Genomic DNA, 20,445 nt, shown 5'->3' on the forward strand with positions numbered 1-20,445 from the left:
CAGAACATTCAAGGAAGCGAATATGCCCCACTCCAGCCCCGACGCCCTGCAGCAACGTTGCCAGCAGATTGTGACAAGCCCGGTGTTATCCGCGGAACAAAAACGTCATTTTCTGGCGCTGGAAGCGGAAAACAACCTGCCGTATCCGGCACTTCCTGAAGCTGCGCGCGCCGCGCTGGACGAGGGGTTTATCTGCGACATGTTCGAAGGCCATGCGCCTTACAAACCCCGTTACGTTCTGCCGGATTACGCAAAATTTCTGGCTAACGGTTCAGAATGGCTGGAGCTGGAAGGGGCAAAAGATCTCGACGATGCCCTCTCGCTGCTAACCATCCTTTATCACCATGTTCCGTCCGTCACATCGATGCCGGTCTATCTCGGCCAGCTTGATGCGCTGCTGCAACCATATGTTAGAATTCTAACACAAGAAGAAATCAATAGCCGAATAAAACGTTTCTGGCGCTATCTTGACCGTACGCTGCCGGATGCCTTTATGCATGCCAATATCGGGCCGGAAGATACGCCCATCACCCGTGCCATTCTGCGTGCCGATGCAGAGCTGAAGCAGGTCGCGCCGAACCTGACCTTTATTTATGATCCAGAGATCACCCCGGACGATTTGCTGCTTGAGGTAGCAAAAAACATATGTGAATGCAGTAAACCGCACATTTCTAATGGCCCGGTGAATGATAAAATTTTCACAAAAGGTCGTTATGGCGTGGTGAGCTGTTACAACTCCCTGCCTCTGGCTGGCGGTGGCAGCACCCTGGTGCGCCTTAACCTCAAAGCCATTGCTGAATGCAGCACGTCCATTGAAGACTTCTTCACCCGCACGCTCCCGCACTATTGCCAGCAGCAAATGGCCATCATCGATGCACGCTGTGGTTTCCTGTACGAGCAATCTGGCTTCTTTGAGAATAGCTTCCTGGTAAAAGAGGGGCTGATTGATGCCGATCGGTTTGTGCCGATGTTTGGCATGTACGGACTGGCGGAAGCGGTAAACGTGCTCTGTGAGAAAGCTGGCATCGCGGGACGTTACGGCAAAGATGAGCAGGCCAACGCGCTGGGCTATCGCATCAGCGAACAGCTTGCGGTGTTTGTCGAAAACACGCCGGTGAAGCACGGATGGAAGCAGCGCGCGATGCTTCACGCGCAGTCGGGGATCAGCTCCGACTCCGGCACCACGCCGGGCGCGCGCCTGCCCTACGGCGACGAGCCGGATCCCATCAGCCACCTGCTGGCGGTAGCTCCCCATCACAAGCACTACTCTTCCGGGATAAGCGATATCCTGACGCTGGATGAGACGGTAAAACGCAACCCGCAGGCGGTGGTTCAGCTGTGCCTGGGCGCGTTCAGGGCGGGTATGCGCGAGTTTACCGCCAACGTGGCGGGTAACGATCTGGTGCGCGTCACCGGGTATATGGTGCGGCTATCGGATCTGGAGAAATACCGGGAAGCAGGGTCGAGAACGAACACCACGTGGCTGGGGGAAGAAGCCGCACGCAATACCCGCATTCTGGAACGTCAGCCGCGCGTGATTAGCCATGAACAGCAGATGCGCTTTAGTTAGTCAGGTCATTCCTTTTTCCTGCGTGGACGGGCCGGGCAGCCGCCTTGCCCTCTTCCTGCAGGGCTGCAACCTGCGCTGTAAAACCTGCCACAACCCGTGGACGATTGGCCGCTGCAACGACTGCGGGGACTGTGTGCCCCACTGTCCGCACGATGCGCTGACCATTCAGGCCGGGCGCGTCTGGTGGCAGGAGAGCGACTGCCAGCAGTGCGACACCTGTCTGCACCTGTGCCAGCAGCAGGCAACGCCTATGGCGCACCGCTTCAGCGTGGAAGAGATCCTCGCTCAGATCCGCATATCCGCACCGTTTATCGAAGGGATCACCGTGAGCGGCGGTGAAGCCACAACGCAATTACCGTTTTTGATCGCCCTGTTCACTGCGATCAAAGCCGATCCCACCCTGCGCCGCCTCACCTGTCTGGTCGACAGCAACGGTCTATTAAGCGAAACCGGCTGGCAAAAGCTGCTGCCGGTGCTTGATGGCGCGATGCTGGATCTGAAGGCGTGGGACAATGAGCATCACCGTTTTCTGACCGGGCGCGAAAACCCGCAGATTAAACAGAGTATTCGCTGGCTGGCACAGCATCAACGGCTGACTGAATTGAGGCTCCTGGTGATCCCAGAGCAATGTGATTATCTGGAACATCTGAAACCGCTGACAACGTTTATCCACGGGCTGGGGAATATTCCGGTGCGTATTAACGCGTTTCATGGGCATGGCGTGTACGGTGAGGCAGCGTCATGGCGCAGCGCCACGCCCGAGGACGTTGAACCGCTGGCACTGGCGCTGGAAAAACAGAAGATAACGGTGATCCGCCCGGCGCTTTACCTATAGCGTGATACCAAATACCGACCGCGTATTTTCCAGTAGCGCATCGGCAATCACCTCTTCAGGCTCTTTTCGCAGTTCACACAGGGTGGCAAACACGCGCGCCGCCTGTTCCGGGCGATTCGGCTGACCCTGAAAACCATTCAGCGGCATATCCGGCGCGTCGGTTTCCAGCAGAAGCGCCGACAGCGGCAGCTGTGCCATCACGTCCCGGGTTTTACTGGCGCGCGGATAGGTGATGGTGCCACCGACGCCGATTTTATAGCCCAGCTCAATAAAACGCTGCGCCTGCTGCAGGCTGCCGGAGAAACCGTGCACGACGCCCCTGCGCGGCAGATCGATGCGCTTCAGGTGCATTGCCAGCTTATCGTGCGTGCGTCTTGAATGGAGGATCACCGGCAAATCGTGACGCTTCGCCAGCCTGAGCTGCGCGTCGAGGATCGTCTGCTGGCGCTCAAACTGCGGGTTCTCGCGATAAAGATCGAGGCCGATCTCCCCGATGGCGACAAGCTTGTCGCCTGCGGTCTGCACTATCTCATCAAGTCTCTCTATGTGCTCATCACGATGCCGCTCAATCACGATCGGATGCAGGCCGAGCGCCGCATAGAGCGCGGGGTGTCGTGCAGAAAGATCCAGCACGCGGGAAAAGTACGCCGCTTCCACTGACGGCACAATGATGGCCTGAACGCCTGCGTCAGCCGCTTTCGCAATGCTTTGCGCTTCCTCCCCAGTAAACGGCGGGAAATCAAAGTGGCAGTGGGTATCGACAAAGCGGTGCGTCACGCCAGATCCTCGTTATCCAGTAAAGCGTCATTCGCCTGCGGGATGTCCACCAGCGGCATCGTCAGGGCATCGTTGGCGACAATCGCAGGCGGCGTAATAATGCGTTTATGGCGATGAAGCGGTGGCTGCTCCGCCAGCATTTTCCCTACCGTTGCCAGGAAGTAGCGCCCGCACAGCCGTCCCGTTTTGTAATCCATGCGCAGCGCAGGGACGCGGCTGCCCAGGGCCATGCTCAGCAGCGGCTTAGGCGGATAGATTTCAAAAATACGCAGCTTACCCGGCGGTTTTTCAATGAAGCGCTGCATCGCGCCGTAGGTGGTTTCATGCTGCTTCGCGATGTTCACCAGCGGCTGCAGGCTGCTGTCGCCCAACCAGCGCTCCATCCGTTTAAACCACTGCGGCGTGTAATACATTTGCGACGGTACGGTACGGATCACCACAATGGTTTTCGCCCCGCGACGGGCGGCTTCCTGCACCGGTACCGCGTCACTGATCCCCCCGTCCAGATAGCTAATGCCGTCCAGCAGCGCACCGGTACGATAAAAACCGGGGATCGCGCTGGAGGCGCGGATGATGTCCAGCCAGTTCTCCTTCTGAGGCGAAAAATAGCCCGGCGAATAGTCATCCCCCCGGCTGGCGCACATCCAGAATTCTTTGCCGCTATCAAACAGACGGGCCGCAGTATCCATGGCCAGCGGCATCTGGCTGGAGGTCGACTCCAGCAGCCAGTCGAGATCGATCAGGTTACCGCCGCGCACAAAGCGCACCGGATTAAAAAACTCTTTCGCCGTGGTGTAGCGCATGATGACCTTTCGCGCATAGCCGGGCTGGTTACAAACATAGGCAGAAAGGTTCTGCGCCCCGGCAGAGGTACCGAAGTAAAGGTCAAACGGGTTGAACTGCGCGCGCATAAATTCGTCCAGCACGCCGGCGGTGAAAATGCCGCGCTGTCCTCCACCTTCGCAGACCAGCGCGAGTTGACCTGCGCGAAACGGTTTTAACGTCAGCGGCGCAATATTGCCGAGCGTAACGGGAATTCGTTGCCCCACCTCTGCTTTCCTGTTTTGATTATTTTATAACACCACAGTAACGCACCCGACCTGTTACGCAAATAAGAAAAAGCCAGTCACTGCGACTGGCTTTTTTTTGTTGAAGGAATATTGCGTTTGCTACGGACGTCTACGACCCGTAAACAGGCTAACCAGGAACAGAATAATACCCACAACGAAGACAATTTTAGCTGCCCATGCCGCTGTACCTGCCAGTCCACCAAAGCCCAATGCGGCGGCAATTAACGCGATAACCAGAAATATAATGCCCCAACGAAACATAAGCTTCTCCTTTACCATAGTTAATGTCGGCCGCTAAACGTGAGCGCTCAGGTCACTCACCGGCGTTTTTCCAGAGTCGTTCTTATATCGCCCGCAGGTGTTAGCCAGGCGGGCGAATGGTCCAGATTTACTTCGTTTTCAGATCGTTTTTAACGCTTTTCACACCATCAATCGCTTTCGCAATGGACTCGGCACGTTCACTTTGCGCCTGCGAATCTACCGTACCGGAAAGCTGGACCACACCATCGGTGGTTTCTACTTTCACCTTACGGGACGGCACGATGTCATCTGCTAAAAGTTTAGCTTTGATTTCGCTGGTGGTGGCGGCATCACCGGCGTAACCTTTCACCGACGCGTTTTTGCCGTCACGGACGTGCAGCTTATCGCTAACGGAGGCAACACCTTCGACGCCTTTCGCGACTTTCACCGCCTGTTCTGCCTGCGCCTGACTTTCAACAAAGCCGCTCAGCGTGACCACTTTCTTGTCGGTCTTAACGGAAATATCGGTGCTCTTAATGGCTTCATCATCCACCAGTGCGGCTTTCACTTTTGCTGTGATTGAGCTGTCATCCATGAAGTTGCCGACTTTATTCATAGAGCTATCGATTTTTTGCCCTGCGCTATCGGCCGTGGATTGTGCTTTATCCATGGTGCTGCTTTCCGCGAGGGCGGAGCCGCTCACCAGAACGCTACCCAAGGTTACAGCCAGCAGAGTTTTAGAAATCTTCAGTCTTGTCATATTCATCGATCTATTCCTGTGTTGACCCGTTATTCGGGCTACGCACTTCCTTAGTAGTGATATATATTGCGAATAAACACACGGGCAAAATGGATAACCTAAAGTCATGCATTGAACAGTTAATTTATCCACGCCCGGTGTTAAACACTGAGTTAAATATAGATCACTCTCACAGAGCCGCTTTCAGAATTGGGTAAAAAACGCGCGAATAGAGTGAAATTGCGTTGAATTAAGAACATTCCGCAAGGGATTAATAAGACAGGAATTAAAGAAGAGCACGGCGGCAGCCGTGCTCTGAGAGGGGATTAGTGCTCGCGGGTTTTACGGAACTGAACGTCAGGATAACGTTCCTGCGTCAGGTTCAGGTTCACCATGGTTGGCGCGATATAGGTCAGGTTATCGCCACCATCCAGCGCCAGCTGAACTTCATTCTTACGCTTAAACTCTTCGAATTTCTTCACGTCAGAACACTCGACCCAGCGCGCGGTCGCGACGTTCACCGACTCGTAAATCGCTTCCACGTTGTATTCGCTCTTCAGACGCGCGACAACCACGTCAAACTGCAGCACGCCGACCGCACCAACGATCAGATCGTTGTTCGCGATTGGGCGGAAGACCTGCACGGCGCCCTCCTCGGAGAGCTGCACCAGGCCTTTCAGCAGCTGTTTCTGCTTCAGCGGATCGCGCAGACGGATACGACGGAACAGCTCCGGCGCGAAGTTCGGAATGCCGGTGAACTTCATCATTTCGCCTTGGGTGAAGGTATCGCCGATCTGAATAGTGCCATGGTTGTGCAGACCGATGATGTCACCCGGATAGGCTTCTTCAACGTGCGAACGGTCACCCGCCATAAAGGTCAGGGCGTCGGAGATCACCACATCTTTCCCGGTACGCACCTGGCGCAGCTTCATGCCCTTTTCATACTTACCGGACACCACGCGCATAAAGGCCACGCGGTCGCGGTGTTTCGGATCCATGTTGGCCTGAATTTTGAACACGAAGCCGGTAAATTTCTCTTCCTGCGCTTCCACTTCACGGGTATCGGTTTTACGCGGCATCGGACGCGGCGCCCACTCCACCAGACCGTCCAGCATGTGGTCAACGCCGAAGTTACCCAGTGCGGTACCGAAGAAGACCGGAGTGATTTCACCGCTCAGGAACAGCTCTTTGTCGAACTCGTGAGACGCGCCCTTCACCAGCTCCAGCTCGTCGCGCAGCTGCGCGGCCAGCTCTTCGCCAACCGCCGCGTCCAGATCCGGGTTGTCCAGACCTTTCACGATGCGCACTTCCTGAATGGTGTGGCCTTTACCTGTCTGATACAGGTAAGTTTCGTCTTTATAGAGGTGATAAACCCCTTTGAACAGCTTACCGCAGCCGATTGGCCAGGTGATTGGCGCACAGGCGATCTTCAGCTCGTTTTCCACTTCATCCATCACTTCCATCGGATCGCGGATGTCACGGTCGAGTTTGTTCATAAAGGTGAGGATCGGCGTATCGCGCAGACGGGTGACTTCCATCAGCTTACGGGTCCTGTCTTCGACACCTTTCGCGGCGTCGATCACCATCAGACAGCAGTCCACCGCCGTCAGGGTACGGTAGGTATCTTCGGAGAAGTCTTCGTGCCCCGGGGTGTCCAGCAGGTTCACCAGGCAGTCGTGATACGGGAACTGCATCACGGAGGTGGTAATCGAAATACCACGCTGCTTTTCCATCTCCATCCAGTCAGATTTTGCATGCTGGCTGGAGCCACGGCCTTTAACGGTACCCGCAGTCTGGATCGCCTGTCCGAACAGTAACACCTTCTCAGTGATGGTCGTTTTACCGGCATCCGGGTGCGAGATAATGGCAAAAGTGCGGCGCTTGGCCACCTCTTGCAGATAAGGAGACAACGTCATAATTAAATCTTCTTTTATAAGCGCGGCAGCACGCCACGCATCATGGAATACAAAATTGCGGCTATTTTACCCATCAACGGGGGGCAGGCAATCATTGTTTACACAGGAGTTGCTCCAGTTCGTTCAACGACGTCACGGTCCAGGTCGGCTCGATGCCTTCAGGCTTAACGCGGCCATGCGCGTTGAGCCAGACGGTCGACAAACCGGCCTTCATGCCGCCCAGAATATCTGACTCTGCCGTATCCCCCACCATCAGGACGCGATCGCGGTCGGGATTACCGGCCTGCGCCAGCGCATAATCGAAAATTCGCGGATCCGGTTTAGGTACACCCACCTCTTCCGAGATCACCAGCGCGTCGAAATGATCGCGCAGGCCGGTGCGCTCGAGGCGGATCTGCTGCAGGGCGGTAAAACCGTTGGTGATGATCCCCAGTTTCACCTTGCCTTTCAACGCGTTCAGCAGGGAAACCGCGCCCGGCAGTGGCGCGCAGATATCCGCCATCGCGTTCAGAAACGCCTCGTTCAGCGTCCCCGGACTGACCTTTAAACGTTCCGCCCAGACGTCAAAGCGCTGGTGCTGAAGCTGTAACGCGGTGATGGCACCGTTCTGGTAATCCACCCACAGCGGCTTGTTTACCGCCTGATAGTCCTGAAAATCTTCAGCGGTGAAGGTCACGCTATAGTCGAGAAACATCCGCTGCAGGCCGCCGAACGAATCGAACGTAAACAGCGTTTCGTCGGCATCAAAGAAAATCCAGTCCCATTTCATCGTTACAACCTTATTTTTTATTATCCAATCGGCAGAGCCATTATGATGGCGTCTTCACGTCCCTCTGCGGTGGGGTAGTAGTTACGGCGGATTGTCGCCTCGTTAAAGCCTAAGCTTTCATAGAGCGCGATGGCGGCGACATTCGACGCGCGCACCTCCAGCCACAGGGTGAAAACGTCACGGGTTTCGAGCTCACGGATGAGGTGCTCAAGCAGTTCTCTTCCCAGCCCACGGCGCTGAAACGCGGGATCAACCGCGATATTAAACAGCGTCGCCTCATCAAGAACAACCTGCGTGATCGCGAAAGCGGCCATGGTGCCGTCAACGTCCAGGCGGTAGTTCAGATACCGTTCGCCCTGATTGCTGGCGAAGGTTTTTTCGCTCCACGGAAACGCGTGGGCGCGTGTTTCAATCGCAAACGCTGTGGTCAGGTCAGGCGTCGTGAGGGAAGAAATCGTGTTCATATTCGCAGATTTGTTGCCATAGCGCGCTGCGCGCTTTTGGGTTGGCTTTCAGTTCGTCCAGCGCTGGCGAGCAGATCTGGCTCCCCTGGAGGGGGATCTCGTTTGTCTCTCCGATACGCCAGCTGTTACAGCGGCTATCAGGAGGCAGCATCGCGACACGCTCTGGCGTCAGCGGTAAAACCTGGTCGGCCGTCAGCTTCAGGCTGCGAAGGACATCATCGATCAGGGGTTCATTCAGGGCAGGCAGTTCTTCCGCCACCATCACCAGCCGAACGTGCGCCGGGATGGAGATAGCGATTTCGCCCTGAAACGCCGTCGGGCGACGCAAAGCCCACTGGGTGATGCCCAGCTGCTGCAACTGCCAGTCTCGTCGGGATGTCATAGGGAAAACTCCTGTCTCTCAGGCGCGCAAATATAGCAAATGTGTCGAAAGTGCGCCATCTACCTACTATAATCCCCGCCTGAGTTTATTGAGGAACAATTCATGTCTGCATTTACCCCGGCAAGTGAAGTCTTGCTGCGTCACAGTGATGATTTCGAAGAAAGCCGTATTCTGTTTGCCGGAGATATGCAGGATGACCTGCCCGCGCGTTTCGACTGTGCTGAAAGCCGTGCCCACACCCAATATTACCACCACTGGCAGGTGCTGAGCCGTCAGATGGGCGAGCGCGCGCGCTTTAGCCTGGTGGCGGAGCAGAGCGATATCGCCGACTGCGATACGCTGATTTACTACTGGCCGAAGAATAAACCGGAAGCCCAGTTCCAGCTGATGAACCTGCTCTCCCTGCTTCCGGTCGGCTGCGATATTTTCGTGGTAGGAGAGAACCGCAGCGGCGTGCGTAGCGCTGAACAGATGCTGGAAGACTACGCGCCGCTGAATAAAGTCGACAGCGCCCGCCGCTGTGGTCTGTACCACGGACGACTGGAAAAACAGACAACGTTTGATGCGCAGGCTTACTGGGACGAATACCAGCTTGACGGCTTGACCATCAAAACCCTGCCGGGCGTGTTCAGCCGTGACGCGCTGGATACGGGCAGCAAGCTGCTGCTCTCCACTCTGACGCCGCACACCAAAGGCAAAGTGCTGGACGTGGGCTGCGGCGCGGGCGTGCTCTCTACCGTGCTCGCCAGCCATTCGCCAAAGGTGCGCTTAACCCTGTGTGACGTGAGCGCCCCGGCGGTTGAAGCCAGCCGCGCAACGCTTGCCGCAAACGGCATTGAAGGCGAGGTGATTGCCAGCAACGTCTTCTCTGACGTCACCGGTCGCTTCGACATGATCATCTCCAACCCGCCGTTCCACGACGGTATGGAAACCAGCCTTGAAGCGGCACAAACGCTGATCCGTGGCGCAACCCGTCACCTTAACAGCGGCGGCGAGTTGCGTATCGTTGCGAACGCCTTCCTGGCGTACCCGAAAGTGCTGGACGAAACCTTTGGCTTCCACGAAGTGATCGCGCAGACCGGCCGCTTTAAGGTCTATCGTACCGTGATGACACGCCAGGCCAAAAAGTAATCTCAATCCTGCAGGCCGGATAAGCGCAATCACTATCCGGCAAGCAGGCGTCTCAGTTCCGGCCATTTTTGCAGCAATCAATAAAAGGTGAGCACTTTTCAGTTGACGTAAAGCTGAAAACATCTAGAATGCGCCTCCGTGGTTACGATACTTTTACAGTATCGATGGTATGCGAAGGTGGCGGAATTGGTAGACGCGCTAGCTTCAGGTGTTAGTGTCCTTACGGATGTGGGGGTTCGAGTCCCCCCCCTCGCACCATAAATCACGATGATATTGCTCGCACTGGGCGAAGGTGGCGGAATTGGTAGACGCGCTAGCTTCAGGTGTTAGTGTCCTTACGGATGTGGGGGTTCGAGTCCCCCCCCTCGCACCAACGAGGCGATATCAACATAGTAATGATGTAAATAGTAAGATGACTGTGCGAAGGTGGCGGAATTGGTAGACGCGCTAGCTTCAGGTGTTAGTGTCCTTAGGATGTGGGGGTTCGAGTCCCCCCCCTCGCACCAATTATCTTACAACCCCTCTGAATATCTTCTTTTCCCTGTTATTTCAAACTCATCAGTATCACCAGAATTCCACTGACCAGTGCTACGCAGGATGGCAGTAAAACAAAGTGACGTAGTTGCTTATGCCAGATCATGCCTGACGTGACTAACAGTCCTGATACAATGATGGCTTTCCAGGTATCGAGAGAGAGATCGGCAAACGTCAAACCGCCGAGAATGGCTCCCGGTAGCAATACCCCCCAACAACTTCCCAGCGCCCTGTTCAACATGATCTGCCCTCTCACAACGATAATGATAACCAATATCATATGACAGGAATTATCATTTGTCAGCTGAATGAATCAAAATCCATCGACCTTTACCTTTCCCGTAATGACAGGAATTGCCTAAGGTGATAAATTGCGCACCTGTTAACAACGTCTAAAGATTTTCTGATAATTACTCTTTGAGCTTTTTGCATATTTAATTGTGAAACGACATCTATTTATTTGTTTTAATTAAATTTTAATAAAAATACACGACTATGACATCACAATCCTGGCGGTCTTTGGTTCACAGAAAATATCAATTATCGTTACGTTTATTTTTATTTCTGAACGCAACATCGGCAGTGTTCTCGGTAACAAACCCGCTCAATTCTGTACGACTGTTTTCCGCCCCTCTGATTGCTATATTCTCCATCAGTACCGGCCTGTTCGTCTGGCACTGGAGAAAGCGCGCGCGGAAGATAAATATTCCTGTCGTTTCAGGGATCTTCGGTATTTTGTGGGCCTGGCAAATTGTCTCCAAATTCGCCTTAATTACCCACGATCATGCGACGTATTTGTTAATCGCCCTTTTAACGGTGCTTTTTATCGGCACGCTGGCGTTCGCCAGTAATATCAAAGCCTTTACGCTGCATTCATTGCCCACCTTTATTGTCTGCCTGTGGTTAAGCGATCACGATATATGGCTGCGAATGACCTATTCTTTCGCACTTCCTGTGGTGGCAATTGCTATTCATAACATTTTGCAAAGACGCAACGACCGTTTTGCTCAGGAGCTCCTTTCTCGCCTTCTGGAGGAACGAGAAACCCTTACCGATCTCAGCATGATGGACCCGCTTACCGGGCTCTATAATCGTCGCGGTCTGCAAAGCCGTCTGGAGAATTTGCCCACGGTAGAGAACGGCGAGCACTTTGTCCTGCTGATGGATATCGACCACTTCAAAGCCTATAACGACCATTACGGCCATATGATGGGCGACCAGGCGCTGAAGCGCGTCTCTGCGGCAATCCGCGATGCCGTGCGTTCTCGCGATATTGTGGCGCGTTTTGGTGGGGAAGAATTTATGGTGCTGCTGACCAACATCTCACTCGAACATGCTCGCCAGACGGCCGAGCGGATCCGTCAGAAAGTCTACGATTTGAAAATCCCGCATCTGTTTAACGAAAGCGTCGCGACAAACGTTACCATCAGCATTGGTATTGCCATTTTCGAGGATGAAGACGTGGAAGGCGCGCTGGAAAAAGCGGATAAAGCCCTCTACGAAGCAAAGCATATGGGGCGCAACAACATTCTGTTGAGTGAAGAGATTCAGACGGCGTAAACATCACGGCGATGTCACCAGGACAAAAGTCTTGCCATTGGTATGAGCAATAGTTAGGATTGGCAATCATTATCATTTAGATTTCTATCTATACTATGGCCACGCATACCGCACACATCGTCGAACCCCTCCTCTGGCGAGCGCCCCTCACCAGCGGGAATGCTTCGCTTGCGGATGCCATACGGGACAAGATTGCAGAAACGCGCGCCCACCTGCTGGACTTTATCCGGCTTGATGAAGCACCCCCGAACCACGCCATGACGCTCTCAGAGTGGCGCCAACCGGCAAAACTGCAATCGCTGCTGGCCACCTATTCCGACCATATCTATCGCAATCAGCCCACCCTTACGCGGGAAAATAAACCCCTGCTCTCACTCTGGGCACAGTGGTATATCGGGCTGATGGTGCCTCCCCTCATGCTGGCGCTCTTAACACAGAAGAGCATGCTGGAACTCTCGCCGGATAATTTCCACGTCGAGTTTCACGAAACCGGACGTGCTGCCTGCTTCTGGATTGATCTACATGAAGACCAGAGCGCGGAACGCCTGACTGCTCAGGAACGTATGGAGCAGCTTATCACTCAGGCCCTGATCCCGGTGGTGGAAGCGCTGGAAGCGACGGGAGAGATTAACGGGAAGCTTATCTGGAGCAATACGGGCTATTTAATCCATTGGTATTTAACGGAAATGAAGCCGCTTCTCGGTGATGAGAACGTTGACGCCCTACGTCAGTCCTGTTTCTTTGCAAAACAGCTTTCCGATGGCCGTGACAACCCGTTGTTCCGAACCGTCGTTCTCCGTGATGGGCTTCTGGTTCGTCGCACCTGCTGCCAGCGCTATCGCCTGCCGGACGTTAAGCAATGCGGGGATTGCACGCTGAAGTAGAGCAGTGAATTGCCCGGCCTGATGCCCTCACCCTGACCCTCTCCCACAGGACCGAGGAATCCCCAGTAATTTTTTTTACCTGAAGCGATGAAGGTTGCTTCAAAAAAAATTAATAGCTTACAGCGACGCCCTGGTCCGGCTGTAAATCGCCGAAGCGTTTCCGTAAGGCCGGGGCGAGGCGCAGGGATGCGCCGAGAGGGCGTGGCCTGCAGGGATGCAGGCTCATGCCCGACCCGATAGCCTGAAGGAATAAGCTGAGGGTACCGCGAAGCGGCGATTTACCGCCGGGAGCCCGGGTCGCCAGGGCGGCGGCGATTGAGCCGCCATGGCACGTTCACCGGTCATGTCCTTACAGAGTAGCAAGAAACATAAAGTGAACGGAATGACCACCACAGCCGTATGTTCCCCCTCACCCCAGCCCTCTCCCTCAAGGGAGAGGGGGTCGTCCGTGCAGGCATTATTTTGTGGGGATTCCTCAGCCCACGGGGAGAGGGAACAAACACTAAAAACGGCAACCTGCGTTGCCGTTTTGCTTTTACCTAAGCCACCTGCTGATTGTCCTCTTCCGCATTACGCTGCGCTTCTTCCGCTTCCTGCTCCAGCAGCTGCTTCTCATACACTTTGAAGAACGGGAAGTAGATGATCGCCGATACGCAGGCCAGAACCACAACCAGAATAGCCGCGCGGAAGTCCCAGCCCAGAGCCCATGCTGCCCCTATCGGCGCCGGTGCCGTCCAGGGAACGACCGAGATGACGCGGCCAATCAAATCAAACGTCATCGCCGCCCACGCCAGCACGGCGTTAACCATCGGTGCCAGCAGGAACGGAATAAAGAACACCGGGTTCATCACGATTGGTGTACCGAAAATGACAGGTTCGTTGATGTTAAAGAAGCTGGGCACCACGCTCAAACGCCCGATAGAGCGTAAATGCGCTGAACGGCTACGCAGATAGCAAATCACCAGCCCCATCGTCGCGCCCGATCCGCCAATCACGATAAAGAACGTCCAGAACGCCTCCATGAAGATATGCGGTAGAGGCTGGCTGGCGGCCAGTGCGGTCTGGTTAGCGCCCAGGTTAGTCAGCCAGAACATCTGCAGCATTCCGGAGACGATGGCGGCGCCGTGGATCCCGGCGAACCACAGCAGATGACCAATCAACACCGCCAGCAGGATCGCAGGCAGTGAATCCGCCGCGGAAACCAGCGGTTTAAAGACCGACATAATGGCCTGCGGGATCAGCATGCCAAACTGAGACTGAATGACCAGGCTCAGAGGATAGAGCGTTAACACCACCACCAGCACCGGGATCAGCAGATCAAAAGAGTTTTTGATCATCGGAGGAACCTGGTCTGGCAGGCGAATACCGATGTTATGCGCCTTGAGGAAACGCATCATCTCAACGCAGTAGATCGCCACCAGAATCGCGGTAAAAATCCCCGTTCCCCCCAGACTGTCGACAGGAAGCGTGCCTTTGGTTTTCGGTGCCGCGACCAGCAGAAACGCCATCAGCGACAGCATGGCGCACATGAACGGGTCTAACTGGTGCGATTTGACATAGTGTTTGCCAAGGTTATAGGCAATGGCCGCACAGATATAAATGGACATAATGCCCATCGTCATATCAAACGGCGTCAGGATTTGGCCTTCAAACTGCTTCGCCATATCCAGCCAGGCGCGGGCGAAACCCCACGTGGTATCAGGCGAAAAAGGTGGGTAAGCGAACACTAACAAAAATGAACCCACAATCATAAATGGCATCGCGGAGATAAACCCATCACGAATAGCCATGACATGACGCTGGGAAGAGATCCGCCCGGCAATCGGGCTCACGTAATTTTCAACGAAACGGAATATCAGGTTAAACGCAGCATGGTTGGCAGACATGGCAGATCTCCTGTCAGACGTTTGTTACGGGCACTTTCGCGCCGCACGTTGTTCCATAAATCAGCTTCACAACCTTGCTGGCTTGTGTACCAGTGGTACTGCTCAGACGAAATGGTTTCATATTTGGCTCTTATTATTGGATACAGGGGACGTTACGTACTCAGTATTAATCGACGCATCACGCTCTGCAACCGGTTACTGTAACCGGTTTCCGCGAATGTGAAGAGGATCCAGAAATCAGCCGTTCGGGATATTTGTTACTTAAGAGATATTTACAGAGCATAAATTCTTATGACAGATTACGCAGGATATTTGTCAGGAGGAAACAATGAGTTTGCAGTCTGTACAGCAGTTTTTTGCCGACAACGCGCCGGATATAGACGTAATTGAACTTAGCCAGAGTACCGCTACCGTTGCGTTGGCTGCTGCCGCCCATCGTGTTGAACCGGGACAAATCGCCAAGACCTTGTCACTCAAGGTGAAAAATGAGGTGATTCTGGTGGTGGCGAAAGGCGATGCGCGCCTGGATAACAAAAAGCTGAAAGACACGTTTGGTGCGAAAGCGCGCATGCTCAGCAGTGATGAAGTGGTGACCATCACCGGTCATCCCGTTGGCGGCGTGTGCCCGTTCGGGCTGGAAAATCCGCTCGCGGTTTACTGCGATATCTCATTAAAGCAGTACGCCGAAGTCCTGCCCGCCGCAGGCGCAATTCATAGTGCCGTGCGTATTTCACCTGACAGAATGGCAGAGCTGACTTCCGCAAAGTGGGTTGACGTTTGCATCTGATTGATGCGCCAGAGCCTGTCTGGCGCGCACCGGGCTGGCTATAAAAAGGTCGGCTTGCTGAGTGCCGAACTTCGCGGTTCTCTTGCCGGAAGGTGAGTAATAATATCCGCCGCATCGAGCAACCCGACGTCAGAGCTCACCCCCAGCTTCACCATCGCATTAAACTTATGCGCCCGGATGGTCTTAATATTGCGTTCAAGCTGTGCCGCGATTTGAGGAATAGAATAGCCGCAAGACATATAACGCAATATTGCCCGTTCCGTTGGGCTTAACATTCTGTTTTGGCTCCGGTACCAGTGATTCATCATATTGTCATTGATGCGCAGCGTTTCACTCAACAACACCATAAGTTCCTGCTGCAGGTGCTCAAGCGTCAGCGATTTACTGACCACACCGTGAAGGCGTGACGGTGAAAGATGGCTAACTAACCGTGCTTCCGTCTCATCAGCGACCAGGATAATGCGCTGGATATGACCATGCGTAAACGCGAGCTCCCGCAGGTGCGCCAGACAGTTACGGCGCTCCTCTCGTGCATCGGAAAGTGAATAGATCAGCGAGAAAAAATTGACGTGCTGAAGTGCTTTCTTGAAGCTGTCAAATTCGCTAAACAGATGCAGCTGATAGTGATTCAGGCCGGGCATCGCAAATAAATGCTGTAGCCCAACAGCACTCATCGTGCAATTTTCGACGATGGCGATATGTCGTGTTGAATCGGTTTTTTCCATTCCTCAAACTCTCCATAGGCTGACATCAAATTCAGCTCTCTCATTCCCTGCGTACTGTTGATCCAGGCGTACATATCGGCATTACTACGTAAAGATAGCCGCCGCATCGCACTGTTTTTCTGCGCACTGATGGTTTTATTGCTCTTCTTCAGCAATGTGGCGATTTGGTTAATCCCCCATCCTTTACCTAACAGACGCAGTACCTTGCGTTCGGAGTGCGTGAGTGCGATAACGTGTTCGTCTTCATCCTCCGTACTTTGAGGCTCCGGGGTTAATAACGTCTGGCTTATCCGCTCTGCCCGCTCGCTACCTGCCCGAATCGCGTTAACCACGCCTTCAATGGGCTCCATATCAGACAGCAACGTGCTTTCCGGGCGCATAAGCAACTCAACCGCAATAGGGTAAAGCGGCCGCGAGACTAAAAAGATCCAGTGAATGTCCCGGTATTGGTTCAATAAACCGTAATACTCTTCGAGGGTTCCCCGAGGATTTCTATATTCACCTGAAATATCGGCAATAATGACATCTGCGCGGCGTAGCTGGAGCAGTGTTAACTCCTGCAATGAGCGACAATAGGTCAATTCAAAATCCGGGAAATGGCGTGCCATCACGCCCCCTAACCCGTTTTGCATCACGGGCATCCGGCTAATGACAACGCCATACTTACCATGCAATGACAACATAGACCCTCCGTGTCCATTCTTCATTTGATGAGTAACGTTAAAACGCACCAATGTATGAGTATTTTCGTCCCTGAGTGTAAAACTGATTAATACAAGCAGAAGATGAGATATGTTCTTAGTATAAGAAATGCCTAAAACAACGGTAATATCTCATAAAGCGCAAATAAATTTAATTGCGGAGCCATTAAAATAACGACAATATAAAATTAGAATAACTAAATACAAATATTCTATATTTTTATATTTATAATTCACCGCATTGATAATTTAACCCAACTCCCCTTTCGTGATACGGGCTGAAACTGTTTGCATAAACCTTGATCTGGCCCACAGCAAGAGGGACTGCACTTTGTGCTAAAAGTACTCACTACGGGCTAACCGGCAACCTATCCATCTTTTTCAGGACAATACATGCAGGCAGATCGGTCAACGCAGCGTGCTATCACGCGGCTATGTATAAAGTGCGGCCTTTTTCTGCTCCAGCACGGCGCGGAAAGCGCGCTGGTTGAGGAGCTCTCCACCCGGCTGGGAGTGGCGCTGGGTATGGATAGCGTTGAAAGCGCGATCTCATCCAACGCCATTGTGCTGACCACGATCAAAGACGGTCAGTGCCTGACCTCCACCCGCAAAAACCATGACCGCGGTATTAACATGCACGTCGTGACCGAAGTGCAGCACATCGTGATCCTTGCTGAACACAAGCTTCTCGATCTTCATGAAATTGAAAAACGGTTCAACCAGATCAAGCCATTACGTTATCCGCGCTGGCTCGTCGTGTTAATGGTAGGGCTCTCTTGCGCCTGCTTTTGTAAGCTCAATAAAGGCGGCTGGGACGGCGCGATCGTCACCTTTTTTGCCAGCAGTATCGCCATGTATGTTCGCCAGTTGCTGACGCACCGGCAGCTGCACCCGCAAATTAACTTCTGCATTACCGCGTTTGTCGCCACCACGGTTTCCGGCCTGCTTCTGCGCCTGCCGCAGTTTGCCAACACCCCAACCGTTGCCATGGCCGCCAGCGTGCTTCTGCTGGTCCCGGGCTTTCCGCTGATCAACGCCGTCGCCGACATGTTTAAAGGGCATATCAATACCGGTCTGGCACGCTGGGCTATCGCCAGCCTGCTGACGCTGGCGACCTGCATCGGCGTGGTCATGGCCATGACTCTCTGGGGGTTACGCGGATGGGCGTGATAGATTTTCTGCTGACGCTGGCACAGGACATGCTTCTGGCCGCCATCCCTGCCGTCGGCTTCGCGATGGTATTTAACGTACCGCAACGCGCGCTGCCGTGGTGCGCGCTGCTGGGTGCGATTGGCCATGGCTCGCGAATGGTGATGATGACGGCGGGTTTTAACATCGAATGGTCAACGTTCATCGCTTCCATGCTGGTCGGCAGTATCGGCATCCAGTGGTCGCGCTGGTATCTGGCGCATCCCAAAGTGTTCACTGTTGCCGCGGTGATCCCGATGTTCCCAGGCATATCTGCGTATACGGCGATGATTTCCGCAGTGAAAATCAGTCATTTCGGTTATACCGAGCCTCAGATGATCCTCCTCCTGAGCAACTTTCTTAAGGCGTCATCCATCGTCGGCGCGCTCTCCATCGGGCTGTCGATCCCCGGACTGTGGCTGTACCGCAAACGCCCACGCGTTTGATATTTGTGTTATTTCGCTGCCGTGGAGATAATCCTTCTGGTCCGTTTGGTGAAAATAAGGAAAGGATGTGGCTAACCCTGGCAGCGAACACCCCGAGCACAGTGAAGAATCCAGCCTGAAAGAGAAAATCTTTCAGAGCGCCATCGCGCTTTTTGCCGAGTATGGATTGAACGGTGCACGGATGGAGCAGATCGCAGAGAAAGCGGGCACCACCAAACGCATGGTGGTTTACCATTTCAAGAATAAAGAGAACCTCTATCTCCTGGTTCTGGAACATGTTTACACCCAGATTCGCGCCAGTGAAAAAGCGCTAAGCCTGACGGGAATGCCCCCGGTCGAAGCGCTGGTCAATCTGGTTGAAGCCACCTTTGATTATCATGCCGACCACCCTGACTACATCCGGATTATCTGCATGGAAAACATGCAGCGCGGCCGCTTTATGCAGCAGTCGAGCTATCTCCGCCAGGTCAACCGCAGCGCGCTCGACCTGCTGGAGGAGATCCTGCGCCGGGGCAAAGAAAAACAGCTCTTCAGTGAGACGGTAGACGCCCGCGATCTTCATCGTCTGATAAGCAGCTTCAGCTTTCACTACGTTGCCAACAGCTACACCTTTACGCTGTTGTTTGAAGAAGGCGCAAACGAGCAGGCTCAGCGCCAGCACTACCGCAAAATGGCCGTTCAGGTGGCGCTCCGCTATACTTGCCCATAAAATTGCTTGCAATTAAATCGCACACTACCTATATTCATCTCATGAACGCGAAAACGAACGACGCAACCGCTGCGCTCAAGCTGGATAACCAGCTCTGCTTTGCCCTCTATTCGGCAAACCTGGCGCTTAACAAGCTGTACCGGCAGCTGCTGGCACCGCTGAACCTGACCTACCCGCAATATCTGGTGATGCTGGTGCTGTGGGAGCAGGATGATATGACGGTGTCGGACATCGGTGAACGGCTGTTTCTGGACTCTGCGACCCTGACGCCGCTGTTGAAGCGGCTTGAAAGCTCCGGGCTCATCAACCGCCACCGTTCACGTAAAGATGAACGCCAGGTCGCCGTCACCCTGAGTGAAGCGGGACGTGAACTGCAGCAGCAGGCATTGGGTATCCCCCATGCGGTGGGTTGCGCAGCGCAGTGTGATACCGACACCCTGCTGGCGCTCAAACAGCAGCTCGAACTTTTGCGACAACAGCTACACCGCGCGTAAAGCTATACTTTACGCGTGATTATTTACCCATATATATCGCACGCTATTTAATAGCACACATTAAACAAGATGAGGAACCTGCCATGTCTTTAGAAAAAGTCGTTTATACCGCCAAAGCCAAAGCCACCGGAGGCCGTGACGGCCGAGCCACCTCTTCCGACGGCGTACTGGACGTCAAACTGGGTGTGCCAAAAGAGATGGGCGGCATGGGGGGAGACGTGACGAACCCTGAGCAGCTGTTTGCTGCCGGCTACTCTGCCTGTTTCCTGGGCGCGATGAAGTTTGTGGCAGCGCGCGACAAATTCACCCTGCCAAAAGAGGCCTTTATTGAAGGCGAAGTCGGCATTGGCCCACTGCCAACCGGTTTTGGTATTGAAGCAAAACTGAACATCCACGTTGAAGGTATGGATCCTGCGGAAGCCAAAAAGCTGGTCGATGCGGCGCACATTGTTTGCCCGTACTCTAACGCGACCCGCGGCAACATTGACGTGACGCTGAACATCATCGCGTAATCCCTTCTGTTCCCTCTCCCTATGGGAGAGGGTCAGGGTGAGGGCATCAGCCCGCACTTTACCCCTCCTTTCCTTTCCCCTCTCTGTGCTACCATAAGTCCATATCACGCCCGTAGTAATCAGTAG

The 20,445-nt window shown here is 54.0% G+C and carries 23 protein-coding genes and 3 tRNA genes; 14 read left to right on the forward strand and 12 right to left on the reverse strand.

What is annotated here, in order from left to right; genetic code table 11:
- The first annotated feature begins 22 nt into the window (after positions 1-22).
- On the forward strand, positions 23-1,570 hold the full coding sequence (locus tag P349_RS13755; RefSeq protein WP_032649892.1) for a YjjI family glycine radical enzyme: 1,548 nt from the start codon (positions 23-25) through the stop codon (positions 1,568-1,570).
- Positions 1,545-2,405: a YjjW family glycine radical enzyme activase gene (locus P349_RS13750; protein WP_032649894.1), complete on the forward strand. Its 861-nt coding sequence runs from the start codon at positions 1,545-1,547 to the stop codon at positions 2,403-2,405. The genes P349_RS13755 and P349_RS13750 overlap by 26 nt, the downstream gene beginning before the upstream one ends.
- Here P349_RS13750 and P349_RS13745 read toward each other — a convergent pair.
- The 8 genes from P349_RS13745 to P349_RS13710 all read right to left on the reverse strand — a co-directional run bounded on the left by P349_RS13745 (position 2,400) and on the right by P349_RS13710 (position 8,762).
- Positions 2,400-3,182: a TatD family hydrolase gene (locus P349_RS13745; protein WP_024908267.1), complete on the reverse strand. Its 783-nt coding sequence runs from the start codon at positions 3,180-3,182 to the stop codon at positions 2,400-2,402. The two genes, P349_RS13750 and P349_RS13745, sit on opposite strands and share 6 nt — an antisense overlap.
- Complete coding sequence (locus tag P349_RS13740) at positions 3,179-4,231, reverse strand: patatin-like phospholipase family protein (RefSeq protein WP_024908268.1); 1,053 nt, start codon at positions 4,229-4,231, stop codon at positions 3,179-3,181. The genes P349_RS13745 and P349_RS13740 overlap by 4 nt, the downstream gene beginning before the upstream one ends.
- Before the next feature lie 120 nt (positions 4,232-4,351).
- Positions 4,352-4,513 (reverse strand): DUF1328 domain-containing protein, encoded by a 162-nt coding sequence (locus P349_RS13735; protein WP_003856556.1) that lies wholly within the window; start codon positions 4,511-4,513, stop codon positions 4,352-4,354.
- A gap of 127 nt (positions 4,514-4,640) precedes the next feature.
- Entirely contained in the window at positions 4,641-5,258 is a 618-nt protein-coding gene (osmY, locus tag P349_RS13730; RefSeq protein WP_008502075.1) for a molecular chaperone OsmY, read from the reverse strand.
- 299 nt (positions 5,259-5,557) lie between these two features.
- Complete coding sequence (prfC, locus tag P349_RS13725) at positions 5,558-7,147, reverse strand: peptide chain release factor 3 (protein ID WP_024908269.1); 1,590 nt, start codon at positions 7,145-7,147, stop codon at positions 5,558-5,560.
- Positions 7,148-7,238: 91 nt separating this feature from the next.
- Entirely contained in the window at positions 7,239-7,916 is a 678-nt protein-coding gene (gene yjjG, locus P349_RS13720; RefSeq protein WP_008502077.1) for a pyrimidine 5'-nucleotidase, read from the reverse strand.
- Between the two features lie 20 nt (positions 7,917-7,936).
- Entirely contained in the window at positions 7,937-8,380 is a 444-nt protein-coding gene (gene rimI, locus P349_RS13715; RefSeq protein ID WP_023334424.1) for a ribosomal protein S18-alanine N-acetyltransferase, read from the reverse strand.
- Complete coding sequence (locus P349_RS13710) at positions 8,349-8,762, reverse strand: DNA polymerase III subunit psi (protein ID WP_032649897.1); 414 nt, start codon at positions 8,760-8,762, stop codon at positions 8,349-8,351. The genes rimI and P349_RS13710 overlap by 32 nt, the downstream gene beginning before the upstream one ends.
- Positions 8,763-8,864: 102 nt before the next feature.
- Here P349_RS13710 and rsmC point away from each other — a divergent pair, with 102 nt between their 5' ends.
- The 4 genes from rsmC (at position 8,865) to P349_RS13690 (ending at position 10,399) form a co-directional block, all read left to right on the forward strand.
- On the forward strand, positions 8,865-9,893 hold the full coding sequence (gene rsmC, locus P349_RS13705) for a 16S rRNA (guanine(1207)-N(2))-methyltransferase RsmC (protein ID WP_024908271.1): 1,029 nt from the start codon (positions 8,865-8,867) through the stop codon (positions 9,891-9,893).
- A gap of 171 nt (positions 9,894-10,064) precedes the next feature.
- Positions 10,065-10,151, forward strand: a tRNA-Leu gene (locus P349_RS13700).
- A 28-nt stretch (positions 10,152-10,179) separates the two neighbouring features.
- Positions 10,180-10,266 (forward strand) — tRNA-Leu (locus P349_RS13695).
- Between the two features lie 47 nt (positions 10,267-10,313).
- Positions 10,314-10,399: transfer RNA gene (locus P349_RS13690), tRNA-Leu, on the forward strand.
- A 38-nt stretch (positions 10,400-10,437) separates the two neighbouring features.
- Here the strand turns inward: P349_RS13690 and P349_RS13685 are convergent.
- A complete protein-coding gene (locus P349_RS13685) occupies positions 10,438-10,707 on the reverse strand; it encodes a DUF1435 domain-containing protein (protein WP_032649899.1) in 270 nt (89 codons plus the stop codon).
- 215 nt (positions 10,708-10,922) lie between these two features.
- On the opposite strand from P349_RS13685, the gene P349_RS13680 reads away from it, so the two are divergent.
- Together P349_RS13680 and fhuF are read left to right on the forward strand one after the other, a co-directional pair.
- Complete coding sequence (locus tag P349_RS13680) at positions 10,923-11,987, forward strand: GGDEF domain-containing protein (RefSeq protein ID WP_032649902.1); 1,065 nt, start codon at positions 10,923-10,925, stop codon at positions 11,985-11,987.
- A 95-nt stretch (positions 11,988-12,082) separates the two neighbouring features.
- Positions 12,083-12,871: a siderophore-iron reductase FhuF gene (gene fhuF / locus P349_RS13675; RefSeq protein ID WP_032649903.1), complete on the forward strand. Its 789-nt coding sequence runs from the start codon at positions 12,083-12,085 to the stop codon at positions 12,869-12,871.
- A 539-nt stretch (positions 12,872-13,410) separates the two neighbouring features.
- On the opposite strand, the gene P349_RS13670 is transcribed toward fhuF, so the two are convergent.
- Positions 13,411-14,757 (reverse strand): PTS sugar transporter subunit IIC, encoded by a 1,347-nt coding sequence (locus P349_RS13670; protein WP_024908275.1) that lies wholly within the window; start codon positions 14,755-14,757, stop codon positions 13,411-13,413.
- 328 nt (positions 14,758-15,085) lie between these two features.
- Between P349_RS13670 and P349_RS13665 the strand changes: the two genes are divergently transcribed.
- A complete protein-coding gene (locus P349_RS13665) occupies positions 15,086-15,544 on the forward strand; it encodes a YbaK/EbsC family protein (protein ID WP_008502085.1) in 459 nt (152 codons plus the stop codon).
- A 38-nt stretch (positions 15,545-15,582) separates the two neighbouring features.
- On the opposite strand, the gene bglJ is transcribed toward P349_RS13665, so the two are convergent.
- Positions 15,583-16,218 carry a DNA-binding transcriptional activator BglJ gene (gene bglJ, locus P349_RS13660; protein WP_032649905.1) on the reverse strand — a complete coding sequence of 212 codons (636 nt, stop codon included), beginning with the start codon at positions 16,216-16,218 and terminating at the stop codon, positions 15,583-15,585.
- Positions 16,215-16,952: a helix-turn-helix transcriptional regulator gene (locus P349_RS13655; protein ID WP_024908277.1), complete on the reverse strand. Its 738-nt coding sequence runs from the start codon at positions 16,950-16,952 to the stop codon at positions 16,215-16,217. The genes bglJ and P349_RS13655 overlap by 4 nt, the downstream gene beginning before the upstream one ends.
- Positions 16,953-17,363: 411 nt before the next feature.
- Between P349_RS13655 and P349_RS13650 the strand changes: the two genes are divergently transcribed.
- From P349_RS13650 to P349_RS13630, 5 genes are all read left to right on the forward strand, one after another.
- Complete coding sequence (locus tag P349_RS13650) at positions 17,364-18,140, forward strand: threonine/serine ThrE exporter family protein (RefSeq protein WP_032649907.1); 777 nt, start codon at positions 17,364-17,366, stop codon at positions 18,138-18,140.
- Positions 18,131-18,604: a threonine/serine exporter gene (locus P349_RS13645; RefSeq protein ID WP_032649909.1), complete on the forward strand. Its 474-nt coding sequence runs from the start codon at positions 18,131-18,133 to the stop codon at positions 18,602-18,604. The genes P349_RS13650 and P349_RS13645 overlap by 10 nt, the downstream gene beginning before the upstream one ends.
- A 67-nt stretch (positions 18,605-18,671) precedes the next feature.
- Positions 18,672-19,313 carry a TetR family transcriptional regulator gene (locus P349_RS13640; protein ID WP_032649910.1) on the forward strand — a complete coding sequence of 214 codons (642 nt, stop codon included), beginning with the start codon at positions 18,672-18,674 and terminating at the stop codon, positions 19,311-19,313.
- Between the two features lie 41 nt (positions 19,314-19,354).
- Positions 19,355-19,807: a MarR family winged helix-turn-helix transcriptional regulator gene (locus P349_RS13635; RefSeq protein ID WP_032650077.1), complete on the forward strand. Its 453-nt coding sequence runs from the start codon at positions 19,355-19,357 to the stop codon at positions 19,805-19,807.
- Between the two features lie 83 nt (positions 19,808-19,890).
- Positions 19,891-20,319 carry an organic hydroperoxide resistance protein gene (locus tag P349_RS13630; protein WP_006174091.1) on the forward strand — a complete coding sequence of 143 codons (429 nt, stop codon included), beginning with the start codon at positions 19,891-19,893 and terminating at the stop codon, positions 20,317-20,319.
- Positions 20,320-20,445: the final 126 nt, after the last annotated feature.

The sequence above is a fragment of the Enterobacter sp. DC4 genome, from assembly GCF_000568095.1.
GTDB lineage: Bacteria > Pseudomonadota > Gammaproteobacteria > Enterobacterales > Enterobacteriaceae > Enterobacter > Enterobacter pseudoroggenkampii.

What these genes read in the sequence shown, in the direction of transcription:
- P349_RS13710 (WP_032649897.1), bottom strand. Translation starts at nt 8,762, where the DNA reads ATGACATCCCGACGAGACTGGCAGTTGCAGCAGCTGGGCATCACCCAG.
- P349_RS13685 (WP_032649899.1), bottom strand. Translation starts at nt 10,707, where the DNA reads ATGATATTGGTTATCATTATCGTTGTGAGAGGGCAGATCATGTTGAAC.
- prfC (WP_024908269.1), bottom strand. Translation starts at nt 7,147, where the DNA reads ATGACGTTGTCTCCTTATCTGCAAGAGGTGGCCAAGCGCCGCACTTTT.
- P349_RS13670 (WP_024908275.1), bottom strand. Translation starts at nt 14,757, where the DNA reads ATGTCTGCCAACCATGCTGCGTTTAACCTGATATTCCGTTTCGTTGAA.
- fhuF (WP_032649903.1), top strand. Translation starts at nt 12,083, where the DNA reads ATGGCCACGCATACCGCACACATCGTCGAACCCCTCCTCTGGCGAGCG.
- bglJ (WP_032649905.1), bottom strand. Translation starts at nt 16,218, where the DNA reads ATGAGTGCTGTTGGGCTACAGCATTTATTTGCGATGCCCGGCCTGAAT.
- P349_RS13680 (WP_032649902.1), top strand. Translation starts at nt 10,923, where the DNA reads ATGACATCACAATCCTGGCGGTCTTTGGTTCACAGAAAATATCAATTA.
- P349_RS13665 (WP_008502085.1), top strand. Translation starts at nt 15,086, where the DNA reads ATGAGTTTGCAGTCTGTACAGCAGTTTTTTGCCGACAACGCGCCGGAT.
- P349_RS13755 (WP_032649892.1), top strand. Translation starts at nt 23, where the DNA reads ATGCCCCACTCCAGCCCCGACGCCCTGCAGCAACGTTGCCAGCAGATT.
- P349_RS13735 (WP_003856556.1), bottom strand. Translation starts at nt 4,513, where the DNA reads ATGTTTCGTTGGGGCATTATATTTCTGGTTATCGCGTTAATTGCCGCC.
- P349_RS13650 (WP_032649907.1), top strand. Translation starts at nt 17,364, where the DNA reads ATGCAGGCAGATCGGTCAACGCAGCGTGCTATCACGCGGCTATGTATA.
- rsmC (WP_024908271.1), top strand. Translation starts at nt 8,865, where the DNA reads ATGTCTGCATTTACCCCGGCAAGTGAAGTCTTGCTGCGTCACAGTGAT.
- P349_RS13635 (WP_032650077.1), top strand. Translation starts at nt 19,355, where the DNA reads ATGAACGCGAAAACGAACGACGCAACCGCTGCGCTCAAGCTGGATAAC.
- rimI (WP_023334424.1), bottom strand. Translation starts at nt 8,380, where the DNA reads ATGAACACGATTTCTTCCCTCACGACGCCTGACCTGACCACAGCGTTT.
- osmY (WP_008502075.1), bottom strand. Translation starts at nt 5,258, where the DNA reads ATGAATATGACAAGACTGAAGATTTCTAAAACTCTGCTGGCTGTAACC.
- P349_RS13750 (WP_032649894.1), top strand. Translation starts at nt 1,545, where the DNA reads ATGAACAGCAGATGCGCTTTAGTTAGTCAGGTCATTCCTTTTTCCTGC.
- P349_RS13645 (WP_032649909.1), top strand. Translation starts at nt 18,131, where the DNA reads ATGGGCGTGATAGATTTTCTGCTGACGCTGGCACAGGACATGCTTCTG.
- P349_RS13630 (WP_006174091.1), top strand. Translation starts at nt 19,891, where the DNA reads ATGTCTTTAGAAAAAGTCGTTTATACCGCCAAAGCCAAAGCCACCGGA.
- yjjG (WP_008502077.1), bottom strand. Translation starts at nt 7,916, where the DNA reads ATGAAATGGGACTGGATTTTCTTTGATGCCGACGAAACGCTGTTTACG.
- P349_RS13655 (WP_024908277.1), bottom strand. Translation starts at nt 16,952, where the DNA reads ATGTTGTCATTGCATGGTAAGTATGGCGTTGTCATTAGCCGGATGCCC.